General features: G+C 71.4%; 12 protein-coding genes. 11 read left to right on the top strand and 1 reads right to left on the bottom strand.

All coding sequences use genetic code 11. The annotated features are described in order from the left end of the window. Window positions 1-69: 69 nt before the first annotated feature. The 7 genes from ACX1DX_RS10255 to ACX1DX_RS10225 all read left to right on the top strand — a co-directional run bounded on the left by ACX1DX_RS10255 (window position 70) and on the right by ACX1DX_RS10225 (window position 7,825). A complete protein-coding gene (locus ACX1DX_RS10255) occupies window positions 70-693 on the top strand; it encodes an HAD family hydrolase (protein ID WP_255362929.1) in 624 nt (207 codons plus the stop codon). Continuing rightward, entirely contained in the window at window positions 690-2,228 is a 1,539-nt protein-coding gene (locus tag ACX1DX_RS10250) for a beta-N-acetylhexosaminidase (RefSeq protein ID WP_459398207.1), read from the top strand. Before ACX1DX_RS10255 ends, ACX1DX_RS10250 begins: the two co-directional genes overlap by 4 nt. Before the next feature lie 10 nt (window positions 2,229-2,238). After that, window positions 2,239-3,513, top strand: coding sequence for a glycoside hydrolase family 125 protein (locus ACX1DX_RS10245; protein WP_459396525.1), 1,275 nt, complete (start codon window positions 2,239-2,241; stop codon window positions 3,511-3,513). Continuing rightward, complete coding sequence (locus ACX1DX_RS10240) at window positions 3,500-4,210, top strand: MgtC/SapB family protein (RefSeq protein WP_076063644.1); 711 nt, start codon at window positions 3,500-3,502, stop codon at window positions 4,208-4,210. Before ACX1DX_RS10245 ends, ACX1DX_RS10240 begins: the two co-directional genes overlap by 14 nt. A 177-nt stretch (window positions 4,211-4,387) precedes the next feature. Next, on the top strand, window positions 4,388-4,795 hold the full coding sequence (locus ACX1DX_RS10235) for a hypothetical protein (RefSeq protein ID WP_459396524.1): 408 nt from the start codon (window positions 4,388-4,390) through the stop codon (window positions 4,793-4,795). After that, on the top strand, window positions 4,792-7,032 hold the full coding sequence (locus ACX1DX_RS10230) for an MMPL family transporter (protein WP_459396523.1): 2,241 nt from the start codon (window positions 4,792-4,794) through the stop codon (window positions 7,030-7,032). Before ACX1DX_RS10235 ends, ACX1DX_RS10230 begins: the two co-directional genes overlap by 4 nt. After that, entirely contained in the window at window positions 7,019-7,825 is an 807-nt protein-coding gene (locus ACX1DX_RS10225; protein WP_459396522.1) for an LmeA family phospholipid-binding protein, read from the top strand. The genes ACX1DX_RS10230 and ACX1DX_RS10225 overlap by 14 nt, the downstream gene beginning before the upstream one ends. Window positions 7,826-7,963: 138 nt before the next feature. Here the strand turns inward: ACX1DX_RS10225 and ACX1DX_RS10220 are convergent, their stop codons facing one another. Further along, complete coding sequence (locus ACX1DX_RS10220) at window positions 7,964-8,470, bottom strand: 4'-phosphopantetheinyl transferase family protein (RefSeq protein WP_459396521.1); 507 nt, start codon at window positions 8,468-8,470, stop codon at window positions 7,964-7,966. A gap of 61 nt (window positions 8,471-8,531) precedes the next feature. On the opposite strand from ACX1DX_RS10220, the gene ACX1DX_RS10215 reads away from it, so the two are divergent. The 4 genes from ACX1DX_RS10215 to ACX1DX_RS10200 are packed head-to-tail and all read left to right on the top strand — an operon-like array spanning window position 8,532 to window position 14,764. Next, a complete protein-coding gene (locus ACX1DX_RS10215; RefSeq protein ID WP_459396520.1) occupies window positions 8,532-11,144 on the top strand; it encodes an AMP-binding protein in 2,613 nt (870 codons plus the stop codon). Continuing rightward, window positions 11,141-12,178, top strand: coding sequence for an extracellular solute-binding protein (locus ACX1DX_RS10210; protein ID WP_459396519.1), 1,038 nt, complete (start codon window positions 11,141-11,143; stop codon window positions 12,176-12,178). The genes ACX1DX_RS10215 and ACX1DX_RS10210 overlap by 4 nt, the downstream gene beginning before the upstream one ends. Beyond that, window positions 12,162-13,697, top strand: coding sequence for an ABC transporter permease (locus ACX1DX_RS10205; RefSeq protein ID WP_459396518.1), 1,536 nt, complete (start codon window positions 12,162-12,164; stop codon window positions 13,695-13,697). The genes ACX1DX_RS10210 and ACX1DX_RS10205 overlap by 17 nt, the downstream gene beginning before the upstream one ends. After that, on the top strand, window positions 13,694-14,764 hold the full coding sequence (locus ACX1DX_RS10200) for an ABC transporter ATP-binding protein (RefSeq protein WP_459396517.1): 1,071 nt from the start codon (window positions 13,694-13,696) through the stop codon (window positions 14,762-14,764). Before ACX1DX_RS10205 ends, ACX1DX_RS10200 begins: the two co-directional genes overlap by 4 nt. Window positions 14,765-14,773: the final 9 nt, after the last annotated feature.

Here is a 14,773-nt window from a genome sequence, read left to right as displayed (position 1 = left end):
GGGGGATCCACGACTCCTGGAGGACCATTGATCGCCACGACGACCACCGGAAAACGGCTGCCCCAACGCGTGGCTGCCGTCCTGTTCGACATGGACAACACACTGGTGGCTTCGGAGGACGCCTGGTTCGCCGCGACCCGGAAACTCTGGGAGGAGGTGGGCGGCGATGCCACGGGCAAGGGGGTCCTGGGCGGCACGGTGAGCGATGTCGTCGACGACTTCCTGCGCGAGTACCCCGACGCCGATCGAACCGAACTGTCGGAGCGGATGACGAATTTGATCATGGCCAACCTCGCGGGTGGCGTGCGCCCGACGCCCGGGGCCCTCGCGCTGATCGAGCGTCTGAGCGCGACGATGCCGATCACCATCGCGTCGAACTCGCCCACCGCCATCGTCGAGCACGTGGTCTCGGCGCTCGGGTGGGGTGACCTGTTCACCGCGGCGCTGGGCACCGAGGACGTCGAGCGGCCCAAACCCGCCCCGGACCTCTACCTGGCGGCGGCCGCCCGTTGCGGCGTGTCGATCGAGGACTGCGTGGTGTTCGAGGACTCGCCCATGGGTGCCACGGCCGCGCGCGCCTCGGGCGCCTTCGTCGTCACCATCGGCCCCGAGACCCGGCACCTCGGCGACGTGAATGTGCCGGACCTCACCGACCCCAGGATCACGGCGTGGGAACCGGAGGTCCGCTCATGATCCTGCTGCCTACTCCCCGCCACCTGGCCGCGCACGACGGTGCCCTGCAACTCCCGGATCCGCTGCCCGTGCGGGGCGGCGGACCGGGTGCTCGCCTGCTCGCCGAGCGCCTCGGCACGGCGGCCGGCGTCTCCGTCATCACGGGCGACGGCATCGGCGTCGACTTCCACCGCGACGGGGAACTCGCCCCCGAGGCGTACCTCGTCGTCGTCACCTCCGACGGGGTGACGATCCATTCCGGCGATGACGCCGGCGAGGGGTGGGCGGTGCAGACCCTGCTGCAGCTGCTCCCGCCCCAGGTGCACGGGCCCGGCCCCATGGAGCCTGGCGACCTCGTGGTGCCCTGCCTGGAGGTGGCGGACGAACCCGCCTTCGCGTGGCGCGGTTCGATGATCGACGTGGCGCGGCACTTCCTCCCGTTCGACGGGCTGCTCAAGCATCTGGAGGTGATGGCCGCCCACAAGCTGAACGTCCTCCACCTGCACCTCACCGACGATCAGGGCTGGCGGGTGCCTGTGGCGAAGTATCCGCGCCTGACGGAGGAGGGCGCGTGGCGCCCCGGCACGTTGCCCGGACACCAACCGCCCCCGGACGCCGACGACCGCGACGACTTCCCCCAGCACGATGGTCGCCCGCACGGGGGCCACTACTCCGTGGAGGAGATCGGCCGCCTGGTGGCCAGGGCCGCCGAACTCGGCATCACCATCGTGCCGGAGATCGACATGCCGGGGCACATGGAGGCGGCCATCGCCGCCTATCCGGCCCTGGGCGCCTGCGACCACGTGAGCCACCCGCGGACATGCTTCGGAGTGTCGCACCACGTGCTGGCGCTGACCGAGGAGTCGGTGCGCTTCTGCTTCGACGTGTTGGACGCCGTGATGGAGTTGTTCCCGGGCTCGCCCATCCACATCGGTGGGGACGAGTGCCCCTCCGAGGAGTGGTTCACGCACCCCGCCTCCCTGTCGTTGATGGCCGAGCAGGGCATCACGACCGGGGCCGAGGCGCAGGCGTGGTTCGAGCGCCGGATCTGTGGGCACGTGCTGGCTGCCGGACGGCGGCCGGTGGCGTGGGACGAAGTGCTGGAGCTCGGCGCGCCCGAGGGAGTCACCGTCATGGTGTGGCGAGACCGGCAGGCGATCGCCGAGGCCGCCGCCCGAGGCTTCGACGTCATCGCCGCACCCAGTCAGTACACGTACCTGGACTACGGGCAGTACGAGGGCCCGGACCAGCCGCTGACCATCGCAGGACCCACCACGTTGGGGGACGTGGCGGGCTTCGCCGGGGAACTCCGGCTCGACGGACCCTCCCAGCGGCATCTGCTCGGCGGCCAGTTCCAACTGTGGACGGAGTACGTGCGCACCTGGGGTCGGGCCGAGAACCTGCTGTGGCCGCGTGGCAGCGCCCTGGCCCAACAGCTCTGGGCCGGCACCGCCGGGGATTCCGGGAGCCTCGAGGGTCTGGGTCGGCATCTCCAGCGGCTGACCGCCATGGAAGTCAACTGGTGCCGCGAACCCACCGTCACCACCTCACCCTGAACGGAAGATCATGCGTCCCATCACCAACCCACCAGGCGACCTCCTCGTCGCGGAGATCCGCGACTGGGCCAGCCGCATCGAGGGCTCCCTCGGCGCCGTTGCGGCGGAGCGCTTCCAGGCGATGATGCTCGACACCTGGGGCACCACCATGACGTGTGGCCCCCAAGGCGTCTTCGTGATCACCGGCGACATCCCCGCCATGTGGCTGCGCGACTCCTCGGCCCAGGTGCTGCCGTTCCTGCGCCTGGCGCACGTCCCGGAGGTGGCGGCCGTCCTGCGGGGGGTCGTCGCCCGTCAGTGGGCGTGCATCGCGCTCGACCCCTACGCCAACGCTTTCAACGACGGGCCGACGGGCGCGCACTTCGACGCCGAGGACCTGGAGCTCGACCCGGGGGTGTGGGAGCGCAAGTACGAGATCGACTCGCTCGCCTTCGCCGTCGACCTCGCCGCCCGCCTCTGGCGGGCCACCGGGGACGCGCGTCACCTGGACGAGGCCGTCGGCGCCGGGTGCCGGGCCATCGTCGCGCAGTGGCGCACCGAACAGCGGCACTTCGAGGAATCCACCTACCGCCACGTCCGCGACTCTGAGCCCGGCGACACCCTGGGGCCGGACGGGCGTGGCACGCCGGTCGCCTGGACCGGCATGACCTGGAGCGGGTTCCGCCCCTCTGACGATGCCTGCACCTTCGGCTACAACGTGCCCGCCCAGTTGATGGCCCTGAGGGCGTTGCGGCAGATCCTCGAGTTCGCGCGCCAGTGGGGCGACGGCCAACTGGACATCGATGCCGCCTCGCTCGCGGCTGAGATCGCCGGGGGAGTGGAGCAGCATGGCTGTGTCGACGGGCGCTTCGCCTACGAGGTCGACGGGCGGGGCGGGCAGCTGTTCATGGACGACGCCAACATGCCGTCGCTGCTGTCGCTGCCGTTGACCTCGGACGTCGCACGCGACGATGCCCGTTACCAGGCGACTCGGGCCTGGGTGCTCAGCGAAAGCAACCCGTTCTACTACTCGGGACGGCACGCGGCGGGCATCGGCAGTCCCCACACCCCCCCGCGCCACGTGTGGCACATCGCCCTGGCAGTTCAGGGCCTCACCGGAACTCCGGACGAGGCCCGGGCCTGCCTCGAGACCATCCTCGCGACCGACGGCGGCACGGGATGGACGCACGAGGGATTCGACGTCGACGACCCGAACCGGTTCACCCGTCCCTGGTTCAGCTGGTCGAATTCGATGGCCTGTGAGTTGATGATGACGCTCGTGGGCGGCAGCAATGTTGCCGCTTGAGGCGCTCTTCGACTGGGCGCAGGTGCCGCACCAGATGGGCCTGGTCGGGCTCGCCTTCGTGCTCTGCACCCTGATCGGGTGGGAACGGCAGTTCTTCCACAAGGCCGCCGGCATCCGCACCCACGCGCTGGTGGGCCTCGGCAGTTCCGTGTTCACCCTCATCTCGGTGGAGGGGTTCGTCTACATGGCGGAGTACCAGGTGACGCGCGACCCCTCCCGCATCGCGGCCCAGATCGTCTCCGGTGTCGGCTTTCTGGGCGCCGGCGTCATCTTCGTGAACCGCGACGTGGTGCGGGGTCTCACCACCGCGGCGTCGATCTGGCTGGCCGCTGCCATCGGGATGGCGTGCGGCGCCGGGCTGCTGCCGCTGGCCGCGTTCGCCACCCTGTTGCATTTCGTGGCCGTGCTCGTCGTGGCGCCCCTGGGGCGGCTTTTGCCCCGCTCGGGGGAACGCTCGATCATGGAACTGACCTACGAGGACGGGCGCGGGGTGATGCGCAGTGTGCTGGCCGAGGTGGCGGCGCTCGGCTGCGAGACCACCCTGGTGTCCACGCGGGGCAAGGAATCCGGAGGTCGCCGCCTCATCACCGCGCAGATGAGGTTCCGGGCCGGCCCCCCGCTGCGCGACGTGATGGCGCAACTCGCCGAGGTGCCCGGTGTGGTCGACATCGAGATGTACAACCCGCGCGATGGGTAGTGATGGCATGTCGCCACATCCTTCGCAAAAGCCTCATGCAACGCGCGTCTGACCCGTACCATCGCAGTACTGTGACGCCCCAACGGGCCGATGACGATCACACCACCAGGAGGATCGATGACAGTTGGCGAGCACCGGAGCGCGTCGCGCCGGAGTGGCAATCCATTGAGCGGTTGGGTGATGCTCCTGATCGGGCTCCTGGCAGGGATCGCGCTGGCCGCAGCCGCCGGCGTCGTCCTCCTGGGGATCGGTTGGGCCACCCCACTGGAGGCACAGTCCGTGATCAGCGCAAGCCCCACCCCGTCGGCATCTCCCACCGCGGATGCCTCCACCGGGTCGGTCGACGTCTCTGAGGCGTGCGTGCGGGCGGCCGAGTACAACGTCGAGGTCGACCAGGCCGTCGAGGATCTCGCCAAGGGCGCCGAGTCACAGGACGCACGCGCCCTGCAGGAGGCCCTTGACCGTCTCCAGGACGCGCGCGAGGTGGCCGACGGAGCGTCAGAGGAATGCCTCGAGCAGGCCGGGAAGTCGCCGCAGGCCAGCGAGTCCGGCTCTCCGTCGCCCAGCCCCAGCGAGACCCCATGAGCCAGGCACCTGCGCCGCCCGAGACGGAGCCCCGCCGCGGCTTCATGGCCGCTGTCTGGTACGGCTACGCCCAGGCGATCGTCGCCCTGCGCTGGGTGATCGTCATCGGCTGGGTGGCGGCGGCTGCTGCGGCGACACTGCTCCTTCCCCCGATGCAGGGCACCGCCAGCGACATCGAGGCGCTCGGCGCCGACGACGACAGCTTCGCGGCCGAACAGCGGTCCCTGGAGTTGTTCGAGTTCCCCCTTCTCGCGCGGGCGGCGATCGTGCAGCGCAACCCGGAGGGCCTGCCCCCCGTGGTCCAGGCCGAGGCCGTCATGCGCGGCATCGCCATCAACCAGGGCAAGTACGACACCCAGCTGCTGGGCGCGATCCCGGTCCCCAACGCCGAGGGAGCCTTCCCCGGTGCCGCAGAGAAGAACACGACAGTCCTCACCTACGTCTTCGCTGACCCCGCGCTGAACTTCTTCGAGCAGACCCGGATCGTCGAGGACTTCGCGGCCGAGCAACTGACGGACCCATCCGACGGGTACGTGGGCGTCACCGGTTCCATTCCGGCGCGCGCGGCCCAGGGCCTCGTCCTGAACTCCTACGTCCACATCGTCGAGGCGGTGACCGTCCTCGCGGTGTTGACGATCGTGGCGCTGACGTTCGGCTCGCTGGCAGCGCCTGCCCTGACGCTGGTCTCGGTGGGGGCTGCGGTGTTCGTCACACTCGGCGTCTCGGGCTGGGCCGCCACCATGATGGACGTGTCGATCCCGGCAGACCTGCGGCCGTTGATCGTCGCGCTGCTCCTCGGCATCGTCACCGACTACTGCATCTTCTACCTCTCCGGCCTGCGGAGCAGGCTCCGGGAGGGCCACGAACGCCTCGAGGCGGCCCGCCTGGCCACCGCTTCCGTCACGCCGATCGTCGCTGTGGCCGGCATCACTGTCGCGGCGGGAACAGCCTCGCTCCTCGTCGCCCAGTCCCCCCTCTTCCGGGGGTTCGGGCCCGCGCTCGCGCTCACCGTGCTGACCGGGCTCGTGGTGGCCGTCACCCTCGTGCCCGCCCTGCTGGCCATCCTCGGTCGCGGCGCGTTCTGGCCGCGAACCCTGGCGGCCACACCCGCGAAGTCGCGCGATCGGCCCTCGCTCCTGACCCGGGCAGTCGCGCGCCGCGGCTCCGCGTTCGTCCTGGTGCTGGTGTGCGTGGCCGGCCTGGGTGCCGCCGCCTACCAGGCGCGCAACCTCGACCTCGGCCTCGGATTCGTCCAATCCCTGCCGGAGACCACCAGCGCGCAGCAGGCAGCAGACGCGGCGGGCAAGGGATTCGCCCCGGGCATCGTGTCCCCGACCGAGATCGTGGTGGAGTCACCCGGCGTGGGGGAGAAGGCCGACGAGGTGGCCAAGTTCGGTGAGGCCCTCAAGACCCAACCGGGAGTGGCCGGCGTGATCGGACCCGGCGACCTCCCGGCCGCGGACGACGTCGGCGCCTTCACCGCGAAGTCGGGTGACGCCGTGCGCTTCCTGGTCATCCTCGACAGCACGCCACTGGAGGCGACGGCGATCGACACGCTGGGGCGCGTGGAAGCCGCCCTTCCGCAGCTCGCCGCTGGTGCGGGGCTGGGCGAGGTCACCACGCACGTCGGCGGCGACACCGCGCTGGCTTCAGGTGTCATCGTGGACACCACCAACGACCTCTTCCGGATCGCCATCGTCGCGCTCGCCGTCAACCTGCTCCTGCTGGTCATCTTCCTGCGTGCCCTGATCGCCCCGCTGTACCTTCTCGCCTCCAGCGTCCTGGCGCTCGGGGCGACGCTGGGCCTGTCAGTGCTGTTCTTCCAGGACTTCCTCGGGCACGACGACCTCACCTTCTACGTCCCCTTCGCCGCGTCGGTGCTCCTGCTGTCCCTTGGCTCCGACTACAACATCTTCGCTGTGGGCCACATCTGGCAGGAGGCCCGCAACCGGTCGATGAGGGACGCCCTCCTCGTCGCCACCCCGGAATCGACCCGTGCGATCACCTCCGCGGGCCTCGCGCTGGCCGCCAGCTTCGGGCTCCTCGCGCTCGTCCCGCTGGGGCCCTTCCACGAGCTGGGCTTCCTGCTCGGGGTGGGAATCCTGATCGACGTGTTCATCGTCCGGGCGCTGCTCGTCCCGTCACTGATCACGCTGGTGGGGACCTTCAGCAGTTGGCCGTCGGACATCCTGCGCGAGAGGCGCCCGCGCGTCAGGAAAGCACGTGCAGTTTCCTGACGGGCCGCCACAGTCGCACGGCAGCCACGCCTACTCGCCCGGCGCTGTCACGAATGAGCCGTTCGGGGGAGGGAGCCACCTGGTTCCCGCTCCACGGCGCCGGCTGCGCTCCCGCGTGCTCGACTGGGCCATCGGCGCCCTCGCGATGCTCGGCATCCTGCTGCTCGCACTGCTGCTGTTCTGGTTGTCGATCTCGCGCCCGGTCGACCCCACCGGCGCCCCGCCGAGCGACGACACGTCGACGACGGCCGGACCAGTACCCGAGGCCACCCCGCCCACGGACCTCGAGGAGAACGAGGTGTGGCTCGGTGACATCTCCCTGAACGCCGGTTCGGTCTTCGCCGCGGGCACACCGCTCCAGGACGTCGTCGGCACCGGCACCGACGTCATCTCCGGGCCGGACGGGCTCGTCGCGCGGCACCTCGACCTGACGGCAACGGTGCCGTTCCATGTCGTGGCCGCGCAGATCAACCCGAACACCACGCTGAGCGCGGCCGGTGGGGGTGAGGCGCGCGTCGACACCACGGTGGAGGCCCTGGGACGGAGCCTCCCCGTGGCGGCCACCGGCACCGTCGATGTCGTGGGCGGCAAACTGGTGATGGTGCCGACCTCGATCGACCTCGGAGGACCCCGGTTCATTTCCGAGCTCCTCGGAGATGCGGTGCGGGAACTGATCACGTTCGAGTACGCCATTGAGGGCCTGCCCGAGGGGGTGGTGCTGCGGAGCGTGAAGGTGGTCGGCGGCGGCTTCCGCGCCAACCTCACTGGGGACGACGTGCGGCTCGTGCAGTGAGCCGGCGGCCGGGTTCCGTGAGCAATTGGATGGGGTCACGGACGCGACACGCCGACAAACGCTGTTACCGAACCCGTGACCCCATCCAATTGCTCGTGAGTGTCCGAATCGCGACCAGGGGCGGACGTGGGGGCGAAGCTAGCGGTGATGGACGACCTGCGCCTCGTCCGCCGCGACCGCAAGGGCGGCCGTGTAGCCGGCGAGCGGGGGATCGAGCCGCAGCACGACGCCCGCCCCCTCGGGAAGGCCCGCCTTGAACCGCGCCTCCGCCACCACCCAGTCCCACGTCTTCCCGGCAGCCGCTGTGCGCTGCACGTCGACGCCGACAGCAGCCTGGTAGCTGGCGGCGACCGCGACGAGGAGCCCCGAGTGGCTGACGGAGAGGTAGGGTCCCATGCCGTCGGCGGCTCTCGGCCGCCCATGGGGACCGCCGCAGGTCTCACACGTCCTGTCGAGCTCCACGGTTGCCCCCGGCGGCAGGCCGCGCGTGGTCCGCAGCGCCTCCTGGAGCAGCAGTGCACCCAGCAGGCGCCGGCCCCTGTCCGCGGGCTCGTCCAGTTCCTCGAGGCGGGCGCGCTCGGCGTCCGGGAGGGCCGCTGCCCGACCCACGTCCGCAGAGCGGAGGTCGTCCCACCAGATGTCCACCGCAGCCAATTTCGATAGCCTCGTCTTGTCAATTAGATTTTGCTGAGGTTACCCTAACCCCGTGCAAGAAGCGTGGACGCTGACCAAGGGTCGGGCCCTGAGCCCTCTCCCGGCGATCGAGCGCGTCTCCGGCACGGCCCCGGCGCTCATCGCCGGCGACGGGGAGGTCGTCGACCACGCCACGCTGCGTCGGCGGGTGGACGAACTTTCGGCCCGCCTCCGCACGGGCGACCGACGTCTCGCCCACGTCCAGTTGCGCCCCACCGTCGACGACATCGTCGGCTACCTGGCCCTGCTCGAGGCCGACCATGTCGTGCTGCTCCTTCCCGAGGGTCACGCCGCAGAGGCCGTGCGGCGGGCCTGGCCGGCCGACCTGCAGCTGGTCGACGGTGACATCGACTTCCTCCACGAGGATCCGGAGCCGCGACACCTCCTCCACCCGGATCTCGCGCTGCTGCTGAGCACGTCCGGCAGCACTGGTTCCCCCAAGCTCGTGCGGCTGTCGCACGCCAACCTCACCTCCAACGCCCACGCCATCGCGGCGGCGCTCGGCCTCACTGCACACGACCGGGGCGCGACGAGCCTCCCGCTGCACTACTGCTTCGGGCTGTCCGTGCTGCACAGCCACCTCGCCGTCGGGGCGTCGGTCGCCCTGACGTGCGGCTCCGTGCTCGACGACGACTTCTGGACCGCCGTCGACGCGGGCGTCTCGACGCTGGCCGTCGTCCCCCACATGGTGGAACTCATGGAGACCACCGGGGTCCTCGAGCGCCCGCACCCGTCGCTCCGGCTCATCACGCAGGCCGGTGGCCGCATGGGGGAGGACCGGGTGCGACGCACCGCACAGCTGGGCGCGCGCCACGGCTGGGGGGTCGCCGTCATGTACGGCCAGAGCGAGGCCACCGCGCGCATCGCCATCCAGTCGCCTGACGCCACGGCGAAATCGCCGGGCACCGTGGGCAGGCCTGTCCCCGGCACCGAGGTGCGTCTCGACCGTGCGGTGCCCGAATCTGACGGCACCAGCGGCGAGATCGTCGTGACCGGGCCGGGCGTGATGCTCGGCTACGCGCAACACCCCGACGACCTCGCCCTCGGCCGCATGGTCACCGAGCTGCGGACGGGCGACCTCGGCGTGCTCGACGGCGGCCTGCTGCGCATCGTCGGGCGGCGCTCCGGGTTCGTGAAGGTGCTGGGGCTGCGCATCGACCTGGCCCGCGTCGAGACCACCCTCGAGCACGACGGGCTGGTGGTGTGCGTCACCGGGGACGACACCGGCCTGCGTGTCGCCGTCGAACCCGTGCCCGGGGAGGACGCGGGCGACACGGCGAGCCGGGTCCGTCGCCTCGCCGGCCACGCCGCCGGCGTCGGGGTGGGCCACATCCGGGTGGGCGTCCTCCCGCTGGCCCGCCTGACCAATGGCAAGGTGGACCGCGCCGGCTGCGACGCCCTCGTCCGGGCCACAGACCCGGAGGAGTGCGCAGATTCGCGGCAGCGGATCGACGCCCCCGGTGTCGCCGTCCGTGTCGCCGGGGTGCTGCGCGATGTGCTGGGCCTGCCCGACGTCGACCTGGACCGTTCCTTCGTCGCGTTGGGCGGCGACTCCCTCACCCACGTGCAGGCCTCTGCCCGGCTCAGCTCGCTGCTCGGCGACCTCCCTGCGGACTGGCACCACCGCCCCGTGCGCAGCCTGGTCGATTCCGCCGCCCCGGGCGACGCCCCGCCGGCGTCGCACCGGCGCTGGCAGCGCGTCGAGGTGTCCGTGGTCCTGCGCGCCATCGCCGCGATCATCATCTGCGGCTCGCACGCCGAGCTGTTCCGTGTCCTCGGCGGTGCCCACACCCTCATGGCCGTCGCCGGTTACAGCACGGCGATGTTCGGCCTCTCGGCAGCCGGAGCCGTCGCCCGCTGGCGCGCCGGCGCCAGGCTGCTCATCGGCGTGGCAGTGCCCACCGTCGTCACCGCCCTCATCGGCATGGCCTACGGCCGCTACGGCTGGGGCAACGTCTTCCTGGTGAACTGGGCCACCGGCAACATCTCCACGCGCGGCCGCAACGAGTTGTGGTTCGTCGACGTCCTGGTGTTGGCGGTGCTGGTGGTGACCGCACTGCTGTCGTGGCCGGCCATCGCCCGGCGCTGGACCGACGACCCGTGGCGGGTGGCGATGGGGCTGCTCCTCGTCGGGCTGGTGGCGCGCTTCATCATCCTCAGCTTCGAGTACGACGGCCCGATGCGTGGCGTGCTGCCCACCGTCTTCTGGCTGTTCGCCGCCGGGATGGCGCTGGCCGTCGCCCGCACCCGCCGTCGCACGGAACTGACGCTGGCGATGGCGCTCCTGGGCACCCTCGGCTACTTCCCGGACGACACCGCGCGCAACCTGGTGATCGCGGGCGGCATCATCGCCCTGGCGCTGGTGCGCAGCGTCCCGCTGCCCCGGCTGGTCGTCCCCGTTGTCACGGTGCTGGCCGCCGCCAGCCTGCACATCTACCTCATCCAGTTCCACGTCCTGACGTTGGTCTCGCGGACCCTCACCGACCACGGGTTGGTGCGCACCGTCGCCGCCCTCGTCGTGGGCGTGCTGCTCTGGCGTGTCACCGCCACGCCGATCGCCCGCCTCCAAGACCTCCTCGTCCCCCTCCGCCGTACCTCCCCCACCCCCGAGAGGACCACCTCGTGACCCCCCATCTCAGCCGACGCCTCCTCCTCACCGCGTTCGCCCTCACCCCGATCGCGGTTGCAGCGTGCAGCCGCGACGACGGCGGTGAGGAGTTCGTCGCGGACCCCGAGGCGCTCCTCATCTACTCCTCGCAGCACGAGAACGTGACGGCCGCGTGGGCCGAGGCCTTCACGGCGGCCACCGGGGTGAAGACGCAGGTGCGTCGAGGCTCCGATTCGTCCATGGGCCACCAGATCGTGCAGGAGGGGGACCGCAGCCCCGCCGACGTGTTCCTCACGGAGAACTCCCCGGCCATGACGGTGGTGCAGCGCGCCGGTCTCCTCGCGCCCGTCGTCGCCACCACGCTGGAGCAGGTGCCGAGCACCATGGCGCCGTCCAGCACCGACTGGATCGCGATCGCCGCCCGCTCGACGGTGCTGTGCTGGAACACCTCCGAGATCAGCGAGGCGGAGCTGCCGAAATCGATGATGGACCTGGCGGATCCCGCCTGGGACGGCCGCTGGGGCTGCGCGCCCGGCGGCGCCGACTTCCAGGCCATCGTCGCGGGCATGCTCGCCGACCGCGGCGAGGATGAGACCGCCGCCTGGCTCGTCGCCCTGCAGAGGGGTGCCAACGCCTACCAGAACAACATCGCCACGATGAAGGCCGTCAACGCGGGCGAGGTGCCGGTGGGCGTCATGTACCACTACTACTGGTACCGCGACCAGGCCGGCAACAAGGAGGGCTCGGGCAACACCCAGCTGCACTTCTTCGGCCACCAGGACCCGGGCGCCTTCGTCTCCTTGTCGGCCGGCGGCGTGCTCGCCAGCAGCGACAAGGCCGAGCAGGCCCAACAGTTCCTGGCCTACATCACCTCCCCCGAGGGCCAGAAGGTGCTCGTCGACTCCAAGTCGATGGAGTACGCGGTGGGCGTGGGCGTCGCCTCGGACCCCGCGCTCCCGCCGCTGGAGAGCCTGGACAATCCGCCGGTGGACCCGTTCACGTTGAACTCGGATGAGGTCACCAAGCTGATGACTGATGCCGGCATCCTCTAGCCGCCCCTGGCTCCAGGTGGCCGCCGCCCTCGTCGCGGCGATCGTCCTGCTCCCCATCGTCGTCACGGTGGCCAGCGGGTTCGGGGTGGGCTGGTCAGAGGCGGCCGCCTACCTCTTCCGGCCGCGGATCGGGATGCTGCTGACCAACACGGCCGCTCTCATGGCCATCACTTTGCCGCTCGCGGTCGCGATCGGCACGGGGGCGGCCTGGCTGGTGGAGCGCACCGACCTCCCCGGCGCCGGCGTCTGGCGCGCCCTGATGCTGGCGCCCCTCGCCGTGCCCGCCTTCGTGGCCAGCTACGCCTGGATCTCCTGGCAGCCGGCCCTCGTCGGCCTGGGCGGTGCCGCGCTGGTCACCACGCTGGCGTACTTCCCGTTCGTCTTCCTGCCGGTGGCCGCGCTGCTGCGGGCGCTCGACGAGGGAGAGGAGGAGGCTGCGCGCTCCCTCGGGCTGGGCCCCTTCGCGGCCTTCCGTCGGGCCGTCCTCCCTCGCCTCCGCCCCGCCCTGAGCGGCGGGGCCCTGCTGGTGGCCCTCCACCTCCTCGCCGAATACGGCGTGCTGGCCATGATGCGCTACCAGACCTTCACCACGGCGATCCTGCAGCAGTACGCCGTCGGCTTCAGCGACGCCCAGGGCTCGCTCCTGGCCTCCGTCCTCCTCCTGCTCTGCCTCGGCCTCCTGACGCTCGAGGTGGTTGGCCGCGGTTCGCGTCGCGTCGCCAGGATCGGGGCGGGCAGCATGCGGCCGCCGTCGCGGGTGCCGCTGGGCAGGTGGACGTGGCCAGCGCTCGCCGGGCTCACGCTCCTGACCGCGCTGTCCACGGCGGTACCGGTGGTGCTGGTGCTGCGGTGGCTCCTCACCGGAACCAGCCAGTCCGGGGCCGTGGCCGACGACCTCCTCCGCGTCACCGCGTCGACGCTGGGGCTGGCCGTCCTGGGTGGCCTCACGGCCGTGGTGGTGGCATTGCCCGGAGCGCTGCTCCTCAGCAGGGGCGGCGGCTGGGTCGCCACACTCCTCGAGCGCGCCACCTTCGTCGGTAGCGCGCTGCCCGGCGTGGTCGTGGCGCTGGCGCTCGTCGGTCTCGCCGTGACCTGGGCGCCAGGGCTCTACCAGACCGTGGCCCTGGTGGTGGTGGCGTACGCAGTGCTCTTCCTGCCCCGCGCGATGGTCTCCCTCCGCTCGGGGCTGGCGGCGGCCCCACCGGAACTGGCGGAGGCCGCGCGCTCGCTGGGACAAGGCGGCGCGGGCGTGTTCCGGAGGGTGGTGCTGCCACTGGCGGCGCCGTCGGTGTTGGCCGGTTTCGTGCTGGTGGCACTGGCGATCTCCACCGAACTCACCGCGACGCTGCTGCTCGCCCCCACCGGCGCCGACACGCTGGCGCTGTCGTTCTGGGCGGCCAGCGACGAACTCGACTACGCGGCCGCCGCGCCGTACGCGGCGATGATGATCGTGCTGTCGGTGCCGCTGACGGTGGTGCTCCGGCGCCAGATCACCCACGACAGAAGGGCCACGAAATGAGCGAGGTCCTCGTGCGCGAACTGCGCGCAGGCTACGGGGCCAGCGAGATCCTCCACGGGGTGAGCCTGCGCGTCAAGGAAGGCGCGACCACCGCGATCCTCGGCGACTCCGGCTCCGGCAAGACGACGCTGCTGCGCGCCATCGCCGGCTTCCTCCGGCCGACGGCGGGGGAGATCAGCGTGGGGGGCCGCGTCGTCGCCGGCCCGCGCACCTGGGTGGCGCCCGAGCGACGGGGCGTCGGCTACGTCCGTCAGGAGGGGGCGCTGTTCCCGCACCTCAGCGTGGCGGGGAACGTCGCCTTCGGCCTGCCCCGTGCCGGCCTCCGGGGCCGCGAGCGGGCCAACCGGGAGAGGGTCGCCGAACTCCTGGAGCTCGTGGAACTGCCGTCGGAGATCGCCGGCCGTTACCCCGCGCAGCTCTCGGGTGGACAGCAGCAACGCGTCGCGTTGGCCAGGGCGCTGGCGCCGCAGCCCAGCGTCGTGCTGCTCGACGAGCCGTTCTCCTCCCTCGACACCACCCTGCGGCACGCGACGCGGGAAGCGACCGCGCGCGCCCTCCGTGCCGCCGGCGCCACGGTCATCCTCGTCACCCATGACCAGGGGGAGGCGCTGTCCTTCGCAGACGAGGTGGCGGTGCTCCGTGGGGGCCATGTGCTCCAGGTGGCCGCCCCCCGCATCGTCTACGGCGAGCCGATCGACCCCCAGGTGGCGTCGTTCATGGGCGACGCCGTCATGGTGCGCGGTGAGGGCGTCGGCCCAGAGGTGCGTTCAGGCCTCGGAATGCTCTCGGTGGTCGGGTTCGTGCCGCGCGGACCCGTCGACGTGCTGCTGCGGCCGGAACAGATCCGGCTCACGCCCCCCGAGCAGGGAGCAGTCACCGGCGTCGTCACCACCGTGCGCTTCTTCGGTCACGACGCGGTGGTCGACCTGGATGTCGCCGGAGACGTGCAGGGCTGGGCCGGCGGGCCGCTGTCTGTGCGGGCGCGCGTGCACGGGAACGAGACTCCGGTGCTCGGTGCCCGGGTGGGCCTGCGGGTCGTCGGTCCGGTGCGGGTGTTCAAGCACTGAGGCCTGCAC

It is taken from the genome of Tessaracoccus zhenghani (assembly GCF_054552775.1).
This window is presented reverse-complemented; position numbering and strand designations above follow the sequence as displayed.

What these genes read in the sequence shown, in the direction of transcription:
- ACX1DX_RS10250 (WP_459398207.1), top strand. Translation starts at nt 690, where the DNA reads ATGATCCTGCTGCCTACTCCCCGCCACCTGGCCGCGCACGACGGTGCC.
- ACX1DX_RS10245 (WP_459396525.1), top strand. Translation starts at nt 2,239, where the DNA reads ATGCGTCCCATCACCAACCCACCAGGCGACCTCCTCGTCGCGGAGATC.
- ACX1DX_RS10240 (WP_076063644.1), top strand. Translation starts at nt 3,500, where the DNA reads ATGTTGCCGCTTGAGGCGCTCTTCGACTGGGCGCAGGTGCCGCACCAG.
- ACX1DX_RS10230 (WP_459396523.1), top strand. Translation starts at nt 4,792, where the DNA reads ATGAGCCAGGCACCTGCGCCGCCCGAGACGGAGCCCCGCCGCGGCTTC.
- ACX1DX_RS10205 (WP_459396518.1), top strand. Translation starts at nt 12,162, where the DNA reads ATGCCGGCATCCTCTAGCCGCCCCTGGCTCCAGGTGGCCGCCGCCCTC.
- ACX1DX_RS10200 (WP_459396517.1), top strand. Translation starts at nt 13,694, where the DNA reads ATGAGCGAGGTCCTCGTGCGCGAACTGCGCGCAGGCTACGGGGCCAGC.